Below are 22,245 nucleotides of genomic sequence, written 5' to 3' on the forward strand. Positions count from 1 at the left end.
CGAGAGTGAATCGTCAGGGCAGCTTCTGAGAGTTGCCCTGTTGCATTCGGGCCCAGACGACACTCATTACAGGCATTGCACTGGATATTCATCCATACATCTTTTAACTGGGTATAATGAGTGATAGGCTATCACTAAGTCATTCCACATTTGGAAGAGTCATTATGCAAGAGTTCCATGAGCGTGCAAAAAATTTCCGCGCTGAAGCACAAGAACAACAGTTAGCCCAGCAGGAAGAAGATAAGGCACTAGTTGAAAAACTGGTTGGAATTTACGATCAGAAAGCCATCGCCGAGCTTCTGCGTGAAGCCAGTGGTAGCGAATGGACACGTGAGTCTTTGAATCGTTGGCTTAAAGGAAAAACGCCGCAGAAAGTATTGATAGACGCTGAGGTGAAATTACTGCGATCAATGTTGCCAAAACCCTCATCGTTTCACCCTAACTATAAGTTCCGTTTTATCGACCTGTTTGCAGGCATTGGTGGAATTCGTAAAGGGTTCGAAGAGATCGGTGGTCAATGCGTGTTTACCAGTGAATGGAACAAAGAAGCTGTTCGCACCTACAAAGCTAACTGGTACTGTGACCCTGCACATCACAAGTTCAACTCTGATATTCGCGAGATCACCCTCAGCGAGAATGATGATATTTCCGATCAGGAAGCATATAAAAATATCGATAAAGAAATCCCTGATCATGATGTTTTGTTGGCAGGTTTCCCATGCCAGCCTTTTTCCCTGGCAGGAGTATCTAAGAAGAACTCTCTGGGGAGAGCTCACGGTTTTGAGTGTGAAACTCAGGGGACATTGTTCTTTGACGTAGCCCGGATTATTGCTGCGAAAAAACCTGCAATTTTCCTTCTCGAAAACGTCAAAAACCTTAAGAGCCATGATAAAGGGAAAACCTTCAAAATTATCATGGAAACACTGGATGAACTGGGTTACGAAATTGCTGATGCTCAGGCTACCGGCCCTGGCGATCCTAAAATCATCGATGGGAAAAATTTCTTACCTCAACACCGCGAACGTATCGTATTGGTTGGGTTCCGTCGTGATTTGAATATTCATGGCGATTTTTCACTCAAAAACTTGAGTCAGTTCTTTCCGAAGAAAAGACCATCATTTGGTGAATTACTACTCGAAGATGTTGCTCCAAAGTACATTCTGACAGAGCATCTGTGGAAATATCTTTATAACTATGCAAAAAAACACCAGGCAAAAGGCAATGGTTTTGGATTTGGTTTAGTAAATCCGAAAAATGAATCGAGCGTTGCCAGAACGCTTTCAGCCCGCTATCACAAAGATGGCTCTGAGATCCTGATTGATCGAGGATGGGACATGGAGCTTGGTGAGAAAGATTTCGCAGATCCTGAAAATCAAGCCAATCGACCTCGCCGTTTGACACCAAAAGAATGTGCCCGAATTATGGGGTTCGAAACTCCAGGTGGAGCAGACTTCTACATCCCGGTATCAGATACCCAAGCGTATCGGCAGTTCGGTAACTCAGTTATTGTGCCGGCATTTGCAGCCGTAGCTAAGTTACTGGAACCTTACATTGCTTCGGCTGTTTCAAAAGACAAAAGTGAAGCCGCATAAGGTAAATTATGGCTGACGTACACTCCCCCTCAATCAGAAGCAAGAACATGAGGGCGATACGTAATAAAAATACAGCCATAGAGAAATTGTTATCCCGGGTTCTGGATGAAGCTGGGATAACCTATCGCACTCAAGTTTCTGATCTTCCAGGAAAACCAGACTTCGTTATTGATGATTATAAAGCCACAATTTTCGTTCACGGCTGCTTCTGGCATCATCATGATTGTTACCTGTTCAAAGTGCCCGCGACAAGAACCGAGTTTTGGATAAAAAAGATCGATTCAAATGTCAGGCGGGATAATGACGTCCCCCGACTACTGACAGAACAAGGCTGGCGTGAATTGATCATCTGGGAGTGTTCTCTGAAAGGCCGAATAAAGCTTTCAGCTAATGCATTATCAGAAAGGATTGAAGAGTGGCTATGCGCAAGTGATACTCATGCTGTGATCGATTCCAAAGGTATTCATCAATTAAATAATTAGCATCGAAATAATCCCATAAAGTAATCCTCCAGTACCAAGAAAAAACCTCGCAACGCACTAAAACTTAGTCTCTCATCATCGACATCTATTCAATAACGTGGATAATAAATTCATAACAATAGCTGGGTGGTATACATACCGATATCGGTGAGAGGGATTAAGTGTCTGATTTTCAACATTGGTTAACGGAAAAATCATCAGATAATTGGTACATACATATCAAAAGGCTCTCGGCAAATGATACCGGAGCTAGTGGCGGCCATCAATCTGGCGTTTATCTTCCTAATAATTCAGCAAATTTTCTTTTCCCTTCAATTAACCGAATTGATGAAGAAAATCCATCAGTAGGTCTTACTGCAAAAATAATTTCCCATGAAGTCAATGACTCTCAGGTAAGAGCTGTATATTACAACAGTAAACCAAGAAACCTTAACCCAAAGGGCCGTAATGAAACTCGTATTACCTGCTGGGGTGGACAAAAAAGCCCGGTACAGAACCAAAATAATACAGGTGCTATAGCTATATTTGCTTTCTATACACCTGAAAACTTGAAAGACTGTGGTCTTGTTGAAGCATGGGTATGCTGTACTGTTGAAGAAGAAGATTTACTCGAAGCAATTATTGGCGAAGTGCTTCCTGGGACGGCGCGATCTGGGCCATCAGCTCAGATATTAGGCGGTTTCGCTATTGATGATAGTGATTGGAAATCTCATAATTACTCAATACCTGATTCATGGAAAGTAACGTTCCCTAGTGGTAGTGATATTATCGAGTATCTTCCAAATATCTTTAAATTCAAAGGTGATACTCCAGATAAATTGTTACTAGAACGACGCGAGAAAGAGTATTCATTGTTCCGGCAAATTGAAGAAATTCATGTTCTAGATAAAATAAAGAAAGGTTTCGATTCTGTAGAAGAGTTCATTGAACTTGCGAATTCAGTTAGTAATCGTCGAAAATCCCGTTCAGGAAAATCACTTGAGATGCATCTTGAGAAAATATTTCTTGCGAATGGACTTACAACGTTTACTACGCAAAGTATTACTGAGGGTAAAAAAAAGCCTGATTTTCTTTTCCCATCCGGAATTGAATATCATAACCCAGCATACCCCGCTGAAAATCTAAGGATGTTAGCAGTTAAAACAACCTGTAAGGATCGTTGGAGACAGGCGATTAATGAAGCAAACAGGATTAACAATATACACTTATTTACTTTACAGGAAGGTGTTTCTGCCAATCAATTTCAAGAAATGAAAGATGCAGGAGTTACATTAGTAGTACCTAAACCATTGCATGATAAATACCCTAAAGAAATAAGAAACGAATTATTATCATTGGGTGAATTTATAATCTTAATAAAAGATAAATATAATGAGTAACTTTTGGGCCATCTCATATTAGTAGATAGCTCATATGATATTTATATGCCCGCAAGATTTTTATTCACTATCCATGCCGCTGGCAAAAAATCCACGTCGAAACGTGGATTCAATTTGATAGTTAAGGCCAAACATCACTTTATTCGAAGTAAACTGCGGGGTTATCTGCCAGTGAAACGAAATTCTTCGTATTTTTATCCAGCGTGCGGATCTCGCCACTTTCGATGTCGTACACCCAACCGTGCAGACGCAGGCCGTTGTTGCGCAGACCCACGGCAACGGACGGGTGAGTCTTAATATTGTTTAGCTGGGCTATGACGTTCTCTTCGACCATAGCGTTAACTTTGTCGATTTCGTTATCCCACGTTTTCTTCTCTACCACCGCTTTGGCCGCGTCCGCATAGTGCAGCCAGTGGGCCACAGCAGGCATCGGGTCAAGGCACTGGCAAGAAGCTATAGCCTTCATGGCACCGCAGTTGGAGTGGCCGCAAACCACGATATCCGTGACGCCCAGTGCCACCACCGCGTATTCAATGGTCGCCGACACCCCGCCCGGTTCCGGGCCAAAGGAAGGAACGATGTTGCCTGCGTTACGGATAACGAAAAGCTGCCCCGGGTCTTGCTGAGTCACAAGCTCGGGTACCAGGCGGCTGTCAGAACACGATATAAAAAGCGCTTTAGGGTTCTGGCTGGAGGCAAGGCTGCGGAAGAGTTCCTTACGCTGTGGGAAAATATCTTTCTGGAAGCTGAGGAAACCTTCAATGATATGTTGCATAACACGCTCTCTGGGTCTGTAGTCTCGATAACATGATAATCATCACTCCCGGTTAGTCCAGCACCTCTTGGATGAAAATGAACGTTCAAGGGATTGCAGAACCTGCTCGCAAAAGTTGCAATGACGAGGTGCAGCAATTCGTTGATGAAGATAAGTCTGAGTAAGGTATGGGAAACTCGCTGGGCCAAATTCCAGGCACAAAAAAAACACCTTTCGGTGGCTTCTTGTTCGCGCTGTACTAATGGTGCGAATGCCGGACTCGAACCGGCATGTATCTCTACGGTCGATTTTGAATCAAAGCTATCGGGTAACTTAACCGACTAACAAATCAGCGTTTTCACAGGAAATTCCTTTTCAGACAACGAAAAAGGCATTAGTTATGAAAAACGCAGATGCACATATTCTACCTACGCTAATTACCGCTATTCTCTCCACCAAAGGTGGCGTGGCGAAAACCACCGATACGGCTAACCTCGGCGGCTACCTGGCCGATCAGGGGCTGAAAGTCCTGATGATTGACGTCGATATCCGCCAGCCGACGTTCAGCAGCTATTACCCTCTTGATAACAAAGCCCCCGGCGGGCTCTACGAGCTTATAGCGCAAAACGAGCTAGATCCAGACACACCTCTATTGCTGGACTGGATATCATCATCTCGCGGCGAACTGATGAGCCTGCTTCAGGCTGCGCCCGACGGCGTGATCCGCCTGCGCCATCTAGTACGTCAGATAACCGGCCATGACGTCAACCCGTCCTGAAAAACAGCTTGTCTTGCAGGCCATGCAGAACCTGTCGTTTCCCCTGTGCCAGGAAGTGCTTGATGATGCAGCCCAACGCGTTACTCGTGGCGCCATACAAAACCCGCTAGCCTATCTGCTGGCAAAGCGACTGGACCGGAGTTTGTGCCGCCTGTGGTTTCAGAGCCGGAAGCACCGCTAAGGCCACGCAAAAAACGGGATATTAGTACGTTGGTTGCTGAGATTAGAGCACAGTAGCTGGGGAGTGGCTGATGTTGTGACGGCTCTATCGATTCCTTCCCATATGCTTATAAAAACCGTTTTTATCGACATATAAGCAGCCTACGACGGCCTCCTCACCAATACTACATCAGCTAGTGCAAGGCAGGTAAATCCGATTTAACTGCTCGCGGCCAATTTTATGGGGATAAAATAATGACGATTAAAATACATTCATCCAATTTTCAGGAGTACCATCACCACTTTTCTCTCCTTACAGTAGAGTCTCTATACTTATCCGTTAACTTATCTGAATTTATGCTTGATGAAGCCAATGAAGAAGAAAGTTCTATTCCAACGCCCAACACAGTAAACACTTTGAACAACCTCTCAATTCTCAATACTGGCACTGCCTAGGTTCGCCTCCAATCGGGCATAAGATTGCTGCGTTACACCAAGTCTGGCAGCAATATCTTTTTGGGTTTGCCCACTCACTTTACGAAAACCGATCAGATGCGGGCGTAACTGATTTATGGTATTCAATGGATAAACTATATTCATAAGATACTCGCCGTTTTTTAGATCGTTCTACAACCTATAAGCTGTTTTTAAAAAATACACCCTATAAGCTGTAAAAAAGACTATCTCACCTAATTACCTCTGCTCACTCGTCGAGTTGAAACGGGAAAGTCTTAAAGCCAAACATCGAAGTTCAATCCCCAAATTCAAGTTTCTTGGCGCAAAAGAAATTGAAAAAAAAGGTGTGAATTAATATTAACACCAAACAATTAGACCAAGAACGACAAATAATGTAATTTGATGTTCTCTACACAAAATATATATAAAAACGTCTTTTGTGAAGAGATAAAGGCAATAGCGCGCTTTGATGCCAGTGGCATCACATAATCAGCTCTCAATCCGCCGACAATCAATAGGAAATAGAGTGATACCACTAGCCCATCGTCATTCATTACGAGAAAGGCGATAGGATGGAGTCACCATGGACTGGCTGTGCTGATTTCAGCTACCGCTTCTAATAACGCCGTGAAACATCAGCGATAAATATCACTTTATTCTATAAAAAGGTCTTAATGTGAATATACGCCATATTAATAGGACAAATCAGCCCTATGCTATGGCAATCCTTCAACTACCCCTTCTAAATTTGTCCAGTAATATACTGGTGAAATTTCCACTTTACGTTGGTCTGAGCTCACCATAATAATGAATAGGCAATATATCACTCTGCCAAACACCTAACCGTCAACGCTGGTAACTCACGGAGAGTCATACTATCTTACCTTAAAATGCTTGTTCAGCGAATTATTAAAAAGCAAGGTATCACAAAAACGAAACCCCACCGGAGCGAGGTTCTGTGAATGATTAACGCTGGACCTTAAATACCCCTGTTAATTGTATGTTGATGTTATGCCGTAGCACATCCAGACAGAACAACCGCTGCGAGCAACCCACAATGCTCACATATGGCGTTGATACTGAACTCAGTGTGCAATTTCATCATGCGAGAGGTCATCTTTTTTTCCCTGCGCGGAGAAATAGGTTTTACTTCGCACATAGTCCCAGCATTCAGGCTTTTTCGCCCATTCTGAAATCATCCTGCCGTTCGCCGATTCAGTCAGAAGCCTATTCACCCGGTGAGCTAGGCTGACAAGGCGGTTCCCCATCGTTTCCTCAATGCCCTGCTGATTCCAGATCTCTGCCAGGTCCGTTTCTTTTCCATAAAGATGTGAATAGGCGGCCACGGTATAGGCGGCGATATTCGCCTTAAAGGCGGGGAAAAGTGAATTAATCAACTTATAGGCTTTCTTATAGATAATGGCCTGCGCGATGTAATTTTTAAAACTCTCAATGTTCAGTTCATCCCCATAACGCTCAGTATCCTTGTCGATCATCGTCATTAATGCGGAAAAGTTTTTCTGTCCGCCGAGGCTGACTAAATCCGGACGCTGTAACCAGGCACAGTGATATTTTGCGAAATCCGTTTTCGTTATCCGACGAGAGGGAGGAATCGCGTCTTTTAACCGTTTGATTCCCGCTGGTGTTTTACCTTCTCGTTCCAGCATGACCTTATAACTGCCGTTCGCTCGCTCGTAAAACCAACGACTGTATCCGTCCGGGCAATAGACCGTGTTTGCCATTTTTTCCAGCTGTACATGTACTGGTCGATTTGCTGACAAATCGGAAATATTGACTTTATTCTGGCTATTTGAGAACCGCGAAATATCCGCAATTAACATCTCTTCCTGTGCATTGTTCGTCTGTTTCAGTACGATGACTTTTGCGGGTATACGCACATTACGCAGATTTGTTGCCGGGAATTTCTTTTTGGTGAAAAACATGGAGGCCGTCGTCTGCCCACCGTTGACGATCTGCATCCCCTGTATCCACGCAATGCCAGGGCCGCCCCCCGGCGCTTCACCAAGCCTGACCTGATCGGCAACAATCACGATACCGTTGTTATAAGCCATAAAACGCTCGGGCTGCTCACGTAAGGTGTCGCGAATCCCCTTGTTGACTTTCCCCGTCTGGCTCAGAAATGAACGAACGTTCGCTTCCAGAATGCGGTTGCCATATTTTTCATAGATAAATCGCAGAGTCTCTCCCGGAACCACCGTCAGCGCATAATCATACTCACCCATTTCATCCGGGATCCAGACACAGGGGAGTGCGCCCCCCGCCACCTCATCAAAATTAACCTGCAGTTCGTCGCGTGGCTTACCTTCCTGCCAGTGGTTAAACAGGCGGACAATGTCCATAACCTCTAATTTAATGGTTTTACCGACCACGTCACGGGACTGATACCAGCGGGTTTTCACCTGACCATCGGTCAGTACATAAATTCTGATTTGCTCCAGTTCCGTATAGGACTGTTCGATGGTCGTCACCAATTGCCAGGCATCATTGGACTGATCCAGCGTGGATGATAATTTACCGTCAACACACTTCTGCAAAAATTGAATGCAGTGGCCGGCAATCGCTTTTGTCTCGGCATCCGGGACGTGACAAAGCTCATCGCTACCGTGATAAATGCTGACAAAAAGGTCAAGCTGATCGCCATCTTCTGAGAAGGCATAACCGCTGAGATGCACATTGTGTCCACTTACTTTCGCCATAAAGTGACACGTCTCGGCATCGTCGAATGTCATACCGATATCGGCCATATGACGCATGACAACATCGGTAAAAATCAGCTCCTGAAAAGGTGACTCAACCCCAGGCTGAGCCATCTGATCCTGATATTCTTTGCGAATCTCATTCTGCGTTTGACGCAAAAAATCAATAAGTTCCATGCGGTAATCCTGCAAAGTCTGACAAGCAATGGTTAAAATTTTGAGCCTGAGGAATTAGTGTTTGGAGTTCGAGTTGATAGCACGCACTCACCACCGGCAACGGGACATCAGCATGCGTCAGAGAGGGGAAATCTTCTTCAATGGGGAGTCCGAACGCCTCTGTCAGCAAGAAATGACGTGTATAGAATTCAGCATGTTCACTGAAATATCCGACGTGACAAAGCGATCCCTCAAAAAGACAAGCCGCCTGAGAGCTCCCCTCAAACCGCTGACGAAGACGGTTAATGATATCATTCAGAGTCGCTCCGGTGGGATGCTCGTTGAAGCGCAACCCGCACAACACGAGCGAGCCAGGTCGCTGCCAGTCCAGTTGTTCAAGAGAGTGGATGGTTACGCAAAAACCCTGCTCTGCTGTAGTGCTTTTTACCTCAATGGCTCGTTCATCGAGTTCAAAATCCTGTAGGCCATGCTGCGGCCCTACCCATGCTCCGACTGCCGTTGACGACACAAGACCGCTCTCGATCAACCGTTCCAGACACGTCAGTTCACCGATTAACCCCACTTCTTCTTCGTAACTGAGTAAACGGGTATCACGCTCCATAAATGCCTGCCATAAACGAATCCGACGGAGCAGGATTTCAAACAGATGCGCTTCCGAAACGCTCAGGAGTGAATGGAGAATATCCAGAATCATCGTCGTAAAGACATCCGCATTCCCCGTTTGCTGGCGACGGATCATCAAACCGTTCTGCCGCCCCTCCTCTGTTCCTGTCATCTCAACGCGAAATCCTTTACAGGACGGTAACGCGGTCGAGCCCGGCGAAAGAGGATGAGGAAACTCGACAATCAGCATTTCTTCATTATCAGGCTGACGACGCCCGGCATGAAAGCTACAGTCCTGGTGCGTAAAAAGCCGAATCCCGCGCCAACCCTGGGCACCGGGCTGTTCGTCAATCTGCGATCGATCCAGGGCTTTCCAGGCCACCAGCAGATCGTCTTTACTCAGCCGCACCATACTCTTGCTCCCACAGTACGTTGTTCACTTTGTACTCCACCGTCACCCCACTGCGGCTTCCCGGAAAACTGATGCCAAAAGCAACCACAGGCAAGGCATCATCCTGATATTCCGTTACCGACAACGCCTGTTGCAGGTCCAGTAAGTAAATGAGCAGTAGCCCTTTTTGACGTTGTGGCGGGATGTCGTTTATGCCAAATCCTTTGATCCGACGCAGTACCACGCCACTAGGAATGACGGGCTCATCGCGTCCTTCATTGCGTCCGGGGTCGGCATGAAAAATACGCTGCGTTTCTTCCAGCGCGGCAAGCCAGATCGATTCATCGCAGTCAATCCCTTCATCGCGTGGGGAAAGTAAACGACCAATGGAATAGCGGTCAGTTACCCCTTCAGACGCTTTACGCATCATAAGCGGGACGGGGAAGCCACAGACATCGTGATGACGATCGACGCCACCCCCTATCACCACCACCGTCCATTGGGTGAGCTCATCAACACGATTCATCCGCGTAATGAAATCCGCCAGCAGTTTGCTGTTGGCTTTTCTGGCCTGAGCGTGGGTCTCATATTCCGTTAAAAAATCAATGATCGGCTCGGGGGAGACGTTTGGCCAAATGACCCCGTTCCATTTTTCAATCTTCTCTCCGCGTCGTCTCTCAGGGATCGGCGCGCCAGAACCGACACGCCCAGTCAGACGCTGGAAGGCCGCGTAGTTACGCTTGTGGTACTCCGGTTCTTTAAACAACGAAATCGTTTCGACCACTGTGCCACTGAAAGAGAGCCATAGCGAACGCGCACTCCGCATTTTTAAGGGCGATGTCACCATTAACACGGGGTGTGATTTCACTTTTAGCCCGAAATCACGCGGGGTTCCGCCACTGGCGACCATATTGTCAAACTCTTCTCTCAGCTCTTCCGACGCATCCGCAATGTGCTCAAACCATTCAATCAGCTCATCAGTGGTATACAGCCGACATACGTCCAGATACCCCTGGCGATAGCCAAACCAGCGCCCCATCTGCATTAACGTGTCATACATGCGAGAAGCGCGTAAGAAATAACTGGTGCATAAGCCCTCAAGCGTTAACCCTCGGGCCAGCTTGTCTCCGCCAATCGCAATGACTTTTAAGCCTGTCGCGCTGTCCGAATAATCAAGCGCATCTTTCGCCGTTCCGTTTATCATTCGCACCGACACGTTTTCGATCACGGTATACAGTTTGTCGACGATCTCCCCCCACGCGAAGGCGTCGTCTGGAACCTGCTGCGGCATAACGTCGCGGATCGTCTGACCCGTCGGCAAAAAATCGGCCTGCCAGAGTGACTCAAGCTGATGTAAAAAAGGCTCGTGTCCAATCCTTCGCGTCAGTCGCTGTCTCACATCCTGAATGTAGGCGTCAATATGCTCATAAACAACCGATTGCACTTTATTGAAACGGGTCACATGAACCAGCATTGAACTGTGTTTGTCTCCCTGACCGCGTAATTCTCTGACGCAGCACGCTAGTAAAAAGCTGTCGATGGCGTGTTTTAACGAGTCCGGAAAATGGGTTAGCGTATCCAGCGAGGGATGGTGCGAACTCTTATGAGAAACCGGCATCCACCCTCTTTTTCCGTCATCGCTACAGTGATCGTCCACTCGCCTGATCAAAGGCAGCTCTCCGATCCGACCCTCCGCGGTGGCTCGACCAAATACCCTTGCCGGGCCGATGTAGTTCGAGGGCGCGCCGAGATTAATAATAAAGGCAGAAGGGAACAGGTCCGGGCCTTCATTACGCGTTTCATTACTCTCGTGAATAAAAATATTGGCAAAGGGCGTGGCGGTATATCCAACGTACGCCTTACGGCTGAACTGCATCAACAGTTTACGAATCAGGCTATTGATTGCCGTTGGCTGATGTTCAGCATCCGGCTTTCCGTCGTCATCGTAGACGATTTCCCCCGTATCAACTGAGGCGTTATCCGCTTCATCATCAATCATCAGCAGCGGTAATTCCGAAACAAAACGCTTTCCGGTGACGGGGTCAACGCTGGTGGCAACATGGTTTTCAATCCAGGTATGCAAACGCTTCAAAATAGACTTATTTTTCTTTACCACGAACAGCCAAGGGCGTTGCTCGGGACTGATACCCAGATTCTTAGCCACTCCGGCACTGAAATCACCTTTTTCAGATCGGTTGGTGACGTAATTGGGACGAATGATGGGATCGCTATCAATATCGCCCACCCCAATGATGGTCACTTTTTCTCTGAGTGGGCTCGTCTCATAGCCAAGGAATCCTTCATCAAGACGCATTTGGGTTTGCGAGCGGAGGTTGTTATGCAAACCGGCAAGGACAATGATTATCTTATATCCCGCATCCGCGGCTTTACAGATTAGTCCGGTATAGTGGCTGGTTTTTCCCGACTGTACATGACCGACCACCAGACCGCGCCGGTCCCAACGCCCTTCTCGCCCCGGCTGCTCTAGTAATCCCAGAACACGATCCGTTGAACGGTCAAGGGTATCCATAACTCCCCAGGGCATCGTTTTGCCAAGCCATTGGCGATATCGATGCCAGTAGCGCCATTCGCGTTTTGCGTCAGCGGTCAGCCAGGGTTGATGCCCTTCATCATTACTCAGAGAAGTATCTTCTCCCATCCAGATGCTGTAACGGCGGATCAACTCTTCGACCAAAATCTCCCGTTTATCAAGGTGGCTCCACTCCGGCTTCATCTGACAAACCATATCAATGTGTTGGCGCAGAATACCTGGCGTGATCGTGCTTTTATCCTGGCCTTGCAGGAACGTTTGTACAATCTGCAATACACTCAGTTGCGCGTCATCTAGGGGATTAAGACTCATAGCGATTTCTCTTGTTGATCGTCGGGGAGTTGTGCAATTAATTCGGGATAATTATCGAAGGGTTCCATATTTTGCAGATGCTTTTTCGCCAGCGCCGGTGACATCGCATGCTGTCCAACCATGGTCTGATACATCACCTGTAATACGGACAAAACCTCTGCGATCGGAGCGGTTTCAAAGCCTGTCCGCGGCGTCTCTTTTGTCTCTGCCGTATCAAGCCAGATTTGCTGAACCGGAACAGTTTCCTCAATCAGTCTTAGCATGGCCTGAATTTGCGGGGACAACTCGCCGGCCTGCGAAAGGATACTACTGACGACAGGATGTTGTAACGAAATCTGGTAATGAACACCGGATGACGTCTTCTGCGTCTGCCAGAGATAAACGAGTTCCTCGCCGGGCTTGCGCTTATTCATTTTCCCGCGTTTTGCAAATGTCCGTACCGCGCGATCGCGTGTGGATTGCGCCAATTGGGTTAACCAGGGACGCAGCGAAACCGGTGAGCGCGCCATCGATTTACGAATATCAATCTTCCAGTCTATGTCGGCATCATTCGGGATATCCAGACGGATCCGTGCAAGGCGGTGGGTTTCATCTTTCGTCCACGCTCGGGGACTACCGAGTCCAAGCCAGCTGCCCGCCACCAGCAATCGCTCATTGCGGTATACATAGAATCCTTGCTGAGCAGTCCATCCTGCCGGGCCTTGAGCCAGTTGATACTCCTGAGTCGTCAGGTGATCCTGATGAGGTAGGACGTGGCACTCCACCTTCACTGCGGGGGCGCCTGGCGCCATAGCCGAAGGCGAATGCCAGGGTTTAGAAGGATGCCCGCTGAAAAAGGGATCCCAGGCTTTAATTTTGCGATCGTTGAGTGTGAGAATGAGCCGGGGAGAACGCCCCTCAAGAAATCGGTGAAATACCATCCCCAGATGTTGTTCAACGCCATCCATCAGATTGAGGAAATCTTTCTCACCATAGCCGGGCGTGACAATTCGATCTAAAACTTCCCACAGCACCACAGTGCCGTTGGACTCAGGTTCAGCTTGCGCTAACGCCTCCTGACCCCTAGGGTCAGCGCCTTCAAGCAAATACCAACCGTCGTCCGTGCTTGCGGCGAGAATATCCAGATCCCATCGCAGGATAGTCGTTATTCCCTCTTTTTTAGAGGAAACCGTCAGACGGCGACATTGCGAAAAAGAGGCGGTTTTGAGTCCAAGACCGAAGCGGCCCAGATCGTGTCCTGAACGACGTGTCAGCGGGTTTTTGACACCCAGACGCATCGCAACATCCAGTTCAGTGGGCGACATGCCTCCCCCATTATCCCGAACCACGATATAGCTATCCGACTCACGCCAGTGAAAAGTCAGATCGACCTTACGGGCTCCGGCACTAATGCTGTTGTCAATGATGTCGGCTAGTGCGGTGGCGGTGTTGTACCCGAGCCCACGCAGAGCTTCGATCATAATTGCCGCATTCGGTGGCGCATGGCGCATGGTCGTCATTATTCTTCTTCCTGCATCTCACTCAACGCGGTTTCCCAGTGTTCGACGAAGCCGCCTAATTTCGACGCCCGGCTTTGATAGCGTAGCTTACGGAGCGCTTTGGCTTCTATCTGACGTATCCTTTCTCGCGTAACATCAAACTGTTTACCCACCTCTTCAAGAGTGAAATCTTGCGTCATACCGATGCCAAAACGCATTTTTATGATCTGTTTTTCACGTGGCAAAAGCGTTTCCAGCACCAATGAAATACTTTCTCTTAGCTCCAGAGATTGAACGGAAGCACTGGTGAAATCCTTTCCGGTCAGGATTGCGTCCCCGGACAGCGCCGCTTTGTTGTTGAGAGGGTCATCATGAAAATCGCCAATCAACACCGTCTGTTCTTCATATCTTGCCATCCGCTTGAGTTGATTTTCTGGAAGTTCAGTCAATTCTTGCAGCCGTTTGATCGTGGGCGTTATCCCCTGGCGATACAGTAATTGATCTCGACTGTTTCGCCAGCGCCTGAATTGCTCATAGAAGTGAACGGGTAAACGGATGAGCTGCGCCTGATCGGCAATCGCGCGGGTGATCTTTTGGCGGATCCACCAAGTAGCATACGTGGAGAATTTAAATCCGCGTCTATAGTCGAATTTTTCAACGGCCTTGATCAAGCCTAGGTTGCCTTCCTGGATCAGATCCTCGACATCTAATCCCCGCCCGCGGTATTTATTCGCGATAGTGACGACCAGACGCAAATTGGCGTGGATTAACCCTTCCCAAGCATCTCTGTAACTGCTGACATACAGACTCATTTTATGGCCTTCATCAAGGATAAGCGTTCGAGCGCGCTCAACGAGCTGTTGCAGGTCGGCATACTCCGGGCGGGGGATATGATTATCTTGGTACTCGTCTGCTTTCCCACTTCTCAGGAGAAATAACAGATCGCTAAAGCTGATAGTGTCATCGTCATCGGATACGGTAAGCATTTCCTCATCAGCCTCTTCCGCGTCATCTTGCTCTTCAAAAATCTCAGGCGTTGACGCCGGAAGGTGATTCGGATGCAACAACTGCAAATATTCTGCTTCGGGTAAACCCGCTAGGATTTTCATCAGATTGATAAGCGCCGTATCCATGCGCTGTCCGAGTCGTTCTTCTTTAGTTTTATCAACGACATCCCACTGGCGAATGTCCACAAGATAGTTTTCAACGATGCCGAACAGCCCCAATGCGTTGAAAGCATCAAACCAAGGTTCAAGAGGATCACTCGCCGCTAATGTCGCAGGAGCAGCGTCTGGCGGAATAACATCTTCATCGTCCACGACTAGGGGTAAATCCCTGATTAATGCTTCGACACTGGCACGAAATTCAGGCCACTGCATACCGAAATCCTCTTCTCCGGCAAGCCGGATGTCACGCGCAGAGATATGACCGGTATCCAGTGCGCAAGTGAGCAATGTTGAGAGATAAGGGTAATTTTGCGGAGAGTTCGAGACTGGCGTTGGTGGATCAGGAAGCGTGAGTTCGATATCACCCCATTCAGCAGAGCCATCTTTCGGACGATAGCGGGATAATAATTGCTGAGCTTCAGCGGAAGCATGCCTTAACGTTAGATTATCTTCGGCGGGCTTCGATTCAACTTCTGCGTCCCACAGCATGAAATCTATCGGGATTTCAGCGTCGGGTAATTCTGTCTCGGTTTCTGAGTCGTCGACTGAAACCACGGAGGGTTCCTGTTCGGCAAGTGAAAGGGGCTGCCGATAACAGGCCAACAGATCACGCAGTTTTTGCTCCTGCGCTAGGTCACTGGCGCAAAAGCCGAGGTTGTTTTGATGTTCACCGTCAACACCTGCGCGCAACAACATTTCGCAAATAGCGAAATGCCCATACTGGGCCGCAATCATCAATGGGCTATTTCCCAGAGAGTCTTGTGAATCTTTTGGTAATCCTCTGCTGAGATGAAACTCCACCACGGAGGAGACTCCGCTTTTTAGCGCCCGAATAAGTAAAGGGGGAATGCGATAAAACTCAGAAATAGTGCGATGCATGTTGACAGTCTTTCCTTGTAAACCACACCCGCGGAAATGCAATCTATCTTATAGGGAGAAAATCGAATTTGGTACTGTATAAAAACAACCTATCATTTTAGGTGATCTTCATCATCAATTGTAAAAATAGCCGGGACTGCTCTCAATGTAGATATTGACCTTTTAAAGTTAAAGTAACCAATTGGAAAAAATAGTGTTATCAGACTAATACGGCTTGCTGATTTTCCTGACGTATCAGAAGGCATACTGGATATAAACGCCCCATGTCTCGTCACGTAAACTAAAATGCGTCCCGCTACTCTGTAGTATCCCCTCAAAACGGCCCATTCACTTTTAGAGATCTTCCGACATACTGATTATGTCCCCTGAGGGGATCGCTATGCGTAAGATTCGATTCACCGGGCACCAGATCATTGCCGTCCTGAAATCAGTCGAAGCTGGCAGGACCGTCAAAGATGTGTGTCGCGAGGACGCTATTTCCTAAGCCAGCTACTACAACTGGAAGGCGAAATATGGTGGTAAGGAAGCCGTTGATATCAAAAAAATCAAAGACCTTGAAGATGAGAATCACGATCTCAAACAAATGTTTGCTGACCTGAGTCTTGAGAATCGGGCGTTAAAAGATGTAATTGAAAAAAGCTTTAAAACCAGCGATAAAGCGGGAGCTCGTCAGCTATCTGACAGCACAATTTGCCATGATCATCCGCCAGGCCTGCAGGACAGTGTTTTTTATCAGCCCGATACGCGACGTGATGAACCGGTGATCCAGAGTCTGACTGAGGCGACTGAACGCTATCCTCGCTATGGATTTAAGAAGCTGTTTCAGGTACTTCGCAGGTAAGGGAACGTCTGGAACCACAAGCGTGTACACCGGATTTACTGTCTACTAAAACTGAATTTTCGTCGTAAGGGAAAACAACGCCTGCCGGTGCGCAATTCGGCTCCGCTGGCAACGCCGGAAGCGTTCAACCAAAGTTGGTCGATTGATTTTATGCATGACGCGCTGACATGTGGCCGACGTTTTCGGACCTTCAACGTCGTGGATGATTTTAACCGCGAGGCTCTGGCCATCGGAATTGACCTGAATATCCGGCGCAGCAGGTCGTGCGGGTGCTGGACAGAATAGTGGCAAACCGTGGATATCCGGTGAAGATGCGAATGGATAACGAGCCGGAACTGATATCGCTGGCTCTGGCACAATGGGCTGAGGACCATGGCGTAATGCTGGAATTTATCAAGCCAGGTAAACCGATGCAAAACGCATTTATCGAACGGTTTAACCGAACGTTCCGGACCGAAATACTGGATTTTTATCTGTTCAGAACACTGAATGAAGCACGGGAAATAACGGAACGCTGGCTGAATGAATACAACAGTAAGCGGCCCCATGAATCCCTGAATAACCTGACTCCGGAAAAGTACCGGCTGATGGCTGAGAAACCGGAAATCTCAAAAAGTGCCTAGAACTAAAGCTAGGGATACTTACAAGACCACTTCTGATTGCTGGCATGCCAATCTCTGGCTACCATTTCAAACGTTATCGCCTCTTGCTCCTGCTCTACCTTAACGGCTTTCTTGTTCTCACTGGGATCGACTCAGCTAGCCAACAGCTTACGCGCCTCCTCCCGGCGTGCCCTGGCAGCCGCCAATATTTCGAACCGTTAGGATGTACCAGTAACACCATGCCGTCGCAATCTGTGATCTTATGCGTTTTAAGCTGTACGAACCATCACATCGCTCAGAGCCATGTTGAATATCCATTCAAAGGTTCTGAGTGGGTACAAACATTATCGAACCGCGATATACCTGCAGTTGAACCCGCATCAGTAAGTTGATGTCGGCTAACTTAGATTGAGTGAAAAAGTGGGGAGAAACATTGCGGGACCAAATTCCAGGCACAAAAAAACCACCTTTCGGTGGCTTCTTGTTCGCGCTGTACTAATGGTGCCGAAGGCCGGACTCATGAACTAAACTTAACCGATTGACAATCAAAGAAAAAATTAGAGCTATTGATTATCGATATACGATAAAAGTCCATATTTTTCGACGATGCCCTCATCCAATGCACTAATGGTGATCCCCGTATAAGATGTCCACCCATGTAAATTTTTCACGTACTGCATAATCTCGCCGGGAACCTCACGTGAAAAGTGTAAAACAATCTCATCCTCAGTTCCGTGCCATGCTGAAAGGGTATCGATCTGAACGTTTGCTGCGATTTTTTTCCAATCACAGATCGTTAGCCCTGATATTTGAAGCAAACCTAAGGTGTTATAGTCCCCATTATCAAAGGGCAGTTCATCAGGTATAGGATTTACTTCAATATTTTCTGCATCAATATCAGGATATTCTTTCTTCACAAAATTGATTATTGCGGTTGAAAAACTACTCGTACCAAATGTAGGTTTAAACCAATGCGAAACTTCTCTGTTGAAAGTATCAATCCTATGGTCATAATATTCAACAATGACTTCTAACCCACGATAAGAACTCATGACATCCTTGATGTTTTTATCATTTACAGAAAAAGTAAATATTACTTCAGGTTTTTTTCTGGTCATAGCGGCCTCAACATAAAGCTTAATGAGTTTAAGAAGATTAATCCTTACCAGTATAAATAAACACTAAAAACAGGATAACTTCAAGATAAAAGTCACAAATAAAATAAGGAATCGAAGTTTTATAGTGGTATGTTACATTAAATAATCACTATTTGATGTAACATATCACTGGTACCAAAGAAAGAATCAATAATGATACTTAATTGTCCTTTTTTCTAGAGTACATGATGAGTACTTACCCCATTGGCCTTTAACAACACATCTATTTCTTTCAATCCAGTTCGAGTATTTGTCAAATTTATAATTAACATACTCAACACCATCTCCAACTTCAGGGTTGTTAAAGGATGAGGAAAAGGTCTTTATAAGATTACCACTTATTGAATACTCCTCCCAACTTTTATGTGTCACCCTGTTATTATCAAGATATCTTTTCTTCAAAATAAACAATGGAGTTTTTTTATCTTTTCCAAACTCATATTCATATATAACAGTTTCCATAGGGACATTTTCATAACGATAGTTTGAAATATTCACTCCCTTGGCATTTATAAATGTTTCCTTTATTACAAATCCTTTCCTATAATACCTTTTTATTTCACCCAAGATAGGAGAAGGTTTATCATATGAAACCTCGATATCTCCTGATGCTAGCTTTCGATATATCAAGTTTGTTTGATATGTTGTCTCTTTATTATTTTTATCATAAAGATATGATCTAATGGATTTTATATTCCCATATTTATCTCTGTCATATAAAGAATAATCAAACTTCATCAAGTTGCTTGATGGTGAGGAATGCTTGTACGCATTATCGATATCCACTCTTACAGGAAGAGGATTTGGATAACCAGATGAGATATGAATCGCCTTACTGGGTGTTTTTATATAATAAATGTTTTCGTCCGGATCATATCGAATCATCCTTTTTTCTTCTGACCTCGTAGTCCTCTCAATGATTTCTTTTACAGGTCCATGGACATCCCCTATTCCATAATCTAACGCGGGGTCTTTTGCTAGCTGTCTATTAACAAAACCTCCGGGATCATCTGCATATGAAGATAATGGAATACAAAAAATAATACTTAAAGTTTTCCTGTACATATACTCCTCCTCAAAAAATTCCCCGTGATAACCCACCGATTACATACCTAAAGAATCTCTCAAAAATCAGATAAAAACCCATGTGTTCAGCCTAAAGGCAAGTACTTTAGTAAGTCTAAAGAAAATCAATCTTAAGGAATGCTAAAGATGGTGTCAAGGCACACTATCAAGATGGATCCATGATCCCCAAGCGATTGAAAGAAGCTCGTAAAAGAGCAAAATTGACACAGGAGAAACTCGCTGTTATGGCAGGAATAGAGGAGGCGACCGCCTACTCCAGGATGTCTCATTATGAAAACGGTACACATCGCCCTTCATTTGAGACAGTCTGCGCTTTTGCCAAGGTCTTAAACGTACCTGAATGCTACTTTTATACTGTCGATGATTCTTTTGCTGAAGCCTTGCTTGAGCTTTATAATAAGCATCAAGCATTTTGGAATTCTTCTGGTAAAAATTAATAATAGAATCTGAGTTATGACTAGAATATAGTAATATATTATTCTGGTTATCGGCCCACAAACGTGGGCTGATATTAATGATTCGATTTTTTAACACGTTTCTTCGATATACTACATTCCATTTTTTCCACTGCAATCCTTTTTAATAATGCTTCCGCGCTGTTAAGTCCGCTAATTAGCTCTGAGTTTTCTTCTCGCCATTGTGCTGTCAGCTCACCGCGGAAGGCCTTCGCGAGGATGGAGTGAGTCATGTTATCTATTCGTTCCAATGCGCTATCAGTCATTTGTTGAATAGAATCAGCATAACCGAATATCTGGTCAACACGGCGAACGATTTCATTTTGTTCTTCCGTAGGAGGTACAGGAATAAATAAGTTACTAACATCCCCAACTCTATAATGTTTAACGCCGGTACCTACAGCGAAAGACTCTGCCCTCGTTCTAAAGCTTGGGGACATAAGAACAGTCAATATAAATTTAGCCTTTACATACTTCTCAATAGTTCTAATCAGCATAGTACGCTGACCCAAACACAATTGTTGGCCTTGAGGAATAATAGTAGCCTCTCCCATTGGTGCTTCGCGGGTAAAAATTATATCCCCGGCCTCCGGTGGACATCTCCGTGACCAGTACTCGTATATTTCTCGTCCAACATACTTCATACCTTCCCAATTCAAATTACCATCTCTAATATTTGATGTTCGAACAATTGGTATACCGGACTCGATATAGGGTGCCGTTTTGTTATGACAATCCACAATCATTAGCACACTATCTTCTAATTTTTGCCATGACCAACCTTCCGGTAACTTCTCACCAACTTCATTTTGACTCCCGTTAAATTCCTTTAACCTTTTAATTACTCTCTTAACTTCATTATGCTTAGGGTTTTTAGTCACCCATTTTTTCTTTTCAATTTGGATGTTTAGGGTGGGATTATGGCTACAGCAATTATTATTGCGCCACTCTTCCGTCAAATTTCCATTCACAGCGGCGTTTAACACCGATTGCCTGAATCTTTTCAAAACTTCAGGAATGTTTACCAACCGGGCTTTAATACTCTCCACGCGAGCCAAAAGCTCATCGAGCTTATCGGCGATGATCTTTTGTTCCGGCATAGGAGGTAAGGGAACATTGAGTATTGATAGTTTTTGTGCATTCACATTTTGAACAGCATTACCTGCAGACATCAAGCGAAGCTGAGTCCAATAATCATGCGAGTTCAAAAAATGCTTAATAAAAACCTCCGAGATAGACTCAGAAGGTTTGAATCTAATAAGGTATGATGCAAAAACCACTTTTTCTGGGGGATTTTTTATTAGAGCACTAAAACCTATTGACCCTGCTCGTGAAATAACGATATCTCTATCGTACAATTGATATTTATACAGATCAGTAGGCGGCTCCTCACAATAAGGAACACTATCCCAGTCCAAAAACCCTTTAGTAATATCAGTCGTCCTTAAAAATTTAACATTTCCATCAAGCTGAGATTTGGTTGTATATCCATATTGTGGTTTACTGCATATATCAGCTAAAGTGACATTAACCCAGCCTTCTGGAAGAATATTTAAACGCATTATTTTTCACCACCCAACATCTCACGCAGCAACACCTTCTGCGCATCCGCCTCTTCCCCAGCCCCTAACTCCCACATCAACGCATCCAGTTCACCAAGCGCCTGTACCAGCTCACTCATGGCTTCTCCTGCTAATACAGCGGGCTCTGACAGGCTGGCTGCATCCACACTGCTGTTATCCCGCAGCCAGGAGATATCTAGAGAATCACCTTTGGTATCGCGGATCCACTCCCGGGTAAAGATCCGCCAGCGGCTGGTTATCAGGCGATCATCAACATTGTCGTTTTCCGCCGTGTCAGGTGCGTCAATTTCCTCAGCGTTAAAACTCCATTCGCCTTGCTGACGAGGTGCATTACCATAGGGAGAGTCGCCAAAAACTGCTTCAAACGGCTTGAGATGACTATCGCCAAATGGAGTACGTTTACCAAAGCTTGGCATATTGGTACGCAGATCATAGACCCAGACATTTTCAGTGCAGTTTTCTTCCTGGTATTTATTGGCGTCAGTGCCTTTGGTGAAAAACAGCACATTGGTTTTGACGCCCTGAGCGTAAAAAATACCGGTCGGTAAACGGAGGATGGTATGCAGATTACATTTGTTCATCAGGTCACGACGCACATCGGTACCCACGCCAGCCTCAAACAACACGTGGTTTGGCCCCTATATTTC

At 45.9% G+C, this 22,245-nt stretch carries 14 protein-coding genes and 4 pseudogenes; 6 read left to right on the forward strand and 12 right to left on the reverse strand.

From position 1 onward, the window contains the following. The first annotated feature begins 164 nt into the window (after positions 1–164). The 3 genes from BEI65_RS10275 (at position 165) to BEI65_RS10285 (ending at position 3,453) form a co-directional block, all read left to right on the forward strand. A complete protein-coding gene (locus tag BEI65_RS10275) occupies positions 165–1,592 on the forward strand; it encodes a DNA cytosine methyltransferase (RefSeq protein ID WP_099063232.1) in 1,428 nt (475 codons plus the stop codon). An 8-nt stretch (positions 1,593–1,600) separates the two neighbouring features. Further along, positions 1,601–2,074, forward strand: a complete 474-nt coding sequence (locus BEI65_RS10280) for a very short patch repair endonuclease (protein ID WP_099063233.1) — start codon at positions 1,601–1,603, stop codon at positions 2,072–2,074. A gap of 161 nt (positions 2,075–2,235) precedes the next feature. Then, the gene (locus BEI65_RS10285) at positions 2,236–3,453 is read left to right on the forward strand and encodes a type II restriction endonuclease (protein ID WP_099063234.1); all 1,218 of its coding nucleotides are present in this window, start codon (positions 2,236–2,238) and stop codon (positions 3,451–3,453) included. 139 nt (positions 3,454–3,592) lie between these two features. Here the strand turns inward: BEI65_RS10285 and BEI65_RS10290 are convergent, their stop codons facing one another. Continuing rightward, positions 3,593–4,228 carry a carbonic anhydrase gene (locus BEI65_RS10290; RefSeq protein ID WP_099063235.1) on the reverse strand — a complete coding sequence of 212 codons (636 nt, stop codon included), beginning with the start codon at positions 4,226–4,228 and terminating at the stop codon, positions 3,593–3,595. 379 nt (positions 4,229–4,607) lie between these two features. Here BEI65_RS10290 and BEI65_RS10295 point away from each other — a divergent pair, with 379 nt between their 5' ends. Further along, on the forward strand, positions 4,608–4,985 hold the full coding sequence (locus BEI65_RS10295) for a ParA family protein (RefSeq protein ID WP_232519061.1): 378 nt from the start codon (positions 4,608–4,610) through the stop codon (positions 4,983–4,985). Positions 4,986–5,440: 455 nt separating this feature from the next. Here BEI65_RS10295 and BEI65_RS10305 read toward each other — a convergent pair. From BEI65_RS10305 to BEI65_RS10330, 6 genes and pseudogenes are all read right to left on the reverse strand, one after another. Next, a pseudogene (locus tag BEI65_RS10305) lies at positions 5,441–5,744 on the reverse strand (helix-turn-helix transcriptional regulator). Positions 5,745–6,685: 941 nt separating this feature from the next. Next, on the reverse strand, positions 6,686–8,494 hold the full coding sequence (gene mzaE, locus BEI65_RS10310; RefSeq protein WP_099063236.1) for an MZA anti-phage system associated AIPR family protein MzaE: 1,809 nt from the start codon (positions 8,492–8,494) through the stop codon (positions 6,686–6,688). Next, positions 8,481–9,509, reverse strand: a complete 1,029-nt coding sequence (mzaD, locus tag BEI65_RS10315) for an MZA anti-phage system associated PD-(D/E)XK motif protein MzaD (RefSeq protein WP_099063237.1) — start codon at positions 9,507–9,509, stop codon at positions 8,481–8,483. The genes mzaE and mzaD overlap by 14 nt, the downstream gene beginning before the upstream one ends. Further along, a complete protein-coding gene (gene mzaC / locus BEI65_RS10320) occupies positions 9,493–12,351 on the reverse strand; it encodes an MZA anti-phage system associated Z1 domain-containing protein MzaC (protein ID WP_099063238.1) in 2,859 nt (952 codons plus the stop codon). Before mzaC ends, mzaD begins: the two co-directional genes overlap by 17 nt. After that, positions 12,348–13,850, reverse strand: coding sequence for an MZA anti-phage system associated ATPase MzaB (gene mzaB / locus BEI65_RS10325; RefSeq protein WP_099063239.1), 1,503 nt, complete (start codon positions 13,848–13,850; stop codon positions 12,348–12,350). The genes mzaC and mzaB overlap by 4 nt, the downstream gene beginning before the upstream one ends. Next, positions 13,850–15,874, reverse strand: coding sequence for a sigma-70 family RNA polymerase sigma factor (locus BEI65_RS10330; RefSeq protein ID WP_099063240.1), 2,025 nt, complete (start codon positions 15,872–15,874; stop codon positions 13,850–13,852). Before BEI65_RS10330 ends, mzaB begins: the two co-directional genes overlap by 1 nt. A 379-nt stretch (positions 15,875–16,253) precedes the next feature. Between BEI65_RS10330 and BEI65_RS10335 the strand changes: the two are divergent. Next, positions 16,254–17,338, forward strand: a pseudogene (locus tag BEI65_RS10335) (IS3 family transposase). Positions 17,339–17,352: 14 nt separating this feature from the next. On the opposite strand, the pseudogene BEI65_RS10340 reads toward BEI65_RS10335, so the two are convergent. From BEI65_RS10340 to BEI65_RS10350, 3 genes and pseudogenes are all read right to left on the reverse strand, one after another. Then, positions 17,353–17,622, reverse strand: a pseudogene (locus BEI65_RS10340) (integrase); the annotation flags it as partial. Positions 17,623–17,880: 258 nt separating this feature from the next. Then, positions 17,881–18,435, reverse strand: a complete 555-nt coding sequence (locus BEI65_RS10345) for a hypothetical protein (protein WP_099063241.1) — start codon at positions 18,433–18,435, stop codon at positions 17,881–17,883. 186 nt (positions 18,436–18,621) lie between these two features. Then, the gene (locus BEI65_RS10350; protein WP_099063242.1) at positions 18,622–19,539 is read right to left on the reverse strand and encodes a hypothetical protein; all 918 of its coding nucleotides are present in this window, start codon (positions 19,537–19,539) and stop codon (positions 18,622–18,624) included. Positions 19,540–19,718: 179 nt separating this feature from the next. Between BEI65_RS10350 and BEI65_RS10355 the strand changes: the two genes are divergently transcribed. Further along, positions 19,719–19,997, forward strand: a complete 279-nt coding sequence (locus tag BEI65_RS10355) for a helix-turn-helix domain-containing protein (protein WP_099063243.1) — start codon at positions 19,719–19,721, stop codon at positions 19,995–19,997. Positions 19,998–20,071: 74 nt separating this feature from the next. On the opposite strand, the gene BEI65_RS26790 is transcribed toward BEI65_RS10355, so the two are convergent. Together BEI65_RS26790 and BEI65_RS10370 are read right to left on the reverse strand one after the other, a co-directional pair. Continuing rightward, positions 20,072–21,577 (reverse strand): restriction endonuclease subunit S, encoded by a 1,506-nt coding sequence (locus BEI65_RS26790; RefSeq protein ID WP_082236763.1) that lies wholly within the window; start codon positions 21,575–21,577, stop codon positions 20,072–20,074. Beyond that, positions 21,577–22,233, reverse strand: a pseudogene (locus BEI65_RS10370) (N-6 DNA methylase); the annotation flags it as partial. The gene BEI65_RS26790 and the pseudogene BEI65_RS10370, both read right to left, overlap by 1 nt. Positions 22,234–22,245 lie beyond the last annotated feature (12 nt).

The sequence above is a fragment of the Serratia sp. BW106 genome (genome assembly GCF_002607755.1).
GTDB classification, from domain to species: domain Bacteria; phylum Pseudomonadota; class Gammaproteobacteria; order Enterobacterales; family Enterobacteriaceae; genus Serratia; species Serratia proteamaculans.

Excerpts from the sequence above, each read along its gene's own strand:
- BEI65_RS10275 (WP_099063232.1), top strand. The coding sequence starts at position 165 with ATGCAAGAGTTCCATGAGCGTGCAAAAAATTTCCGCGCTGAAGCACAA.
- BEI65_RS10280 (WP_099063233.1), top strand. The coding sequence starts at position 1,601 with ATGGCTGACGTACACTCCCCCTCAATCAGAAGCAAGAACATGAGGGCG.
- BEI65_RS10290 (WP_099063235.1), bottom strand. The coding sequence starts at position 4,228 with ATGCAACATATCATTGAAGGTTTCCTCAGCTTCCAGAAAGATATTTTC.
- BEI65_RS10295 (WP_232519061.1), top strand. The coding sequence starts at position 4,608 with ATGAAAAACGCAGATGCACATATTCTACCTACGCTAATTACCGCTATT.
- mzaE (WP_099063236.1), bottom strand. The coding sequence starts at position 8,494 with ATGGAACTTATTGATTTTTTGCGTCAAACGCAGAATGAGATTCGCAAA.
- mzaD (WP_099063237.1), bottom strand. The coding sequence starts at position 9,509 with ATGGTGCGGCTGAGTAAAGACGATCTGCTGGTGGCCTGGAAAGCCCTG.
- mzaC (WP_099063238.1), bottom strand. The coding sequence starts at position 12,351 with ATGAGTCTTAATCCCCTAGATGACGCGCAACTGAGTGTATTGCAGATT.
- mzaB (WP_099063239.1), bottom strand. The coding sequence starts at position 13,850 with ATGACGACCATGCGCCATGCGCCACCGAATGCGGCAATTATGATCGAA.
- BEI65_RS10330 (WP_099063240.1), bottom strand. The coding sequence starts at position 15,874 with ATGCATCGCACTATTTCTGAGTTTTATCGCATTCCCCCTTTACTTATT.
- BEI65_RS10345 (WP_099063241.1), bottom strand. The coding sequence starts at position 18,435 with ATGACCAGAAAAAAACCTGAAGTAATATTTACTTTTTCTGTAAATGAT.
- BEI65_RS10350 (WP_099063242.1), bottom strand. The coding sequence starts at position 19,539 with ATGTACAGGAAAACTTTAAGTATTATTTTTTGTATTCCATTATCTTCA.
- BEI65_RS10355 (WP_099063243.1), top strand. The coding sequence starts at position 19,719 with ATGATCCCCAAGCGATTGAAAGAAGCTCGTAAAAGAGCAAAATTGACA.
- BEI65_RS26790 (WP_082236763.1), bottom strand. The coding sequence starts at position 21,577 with ATGCGTTTAAATATTCTTCCAGAAGGCTGGGTTAATGTCACTTTAGCT.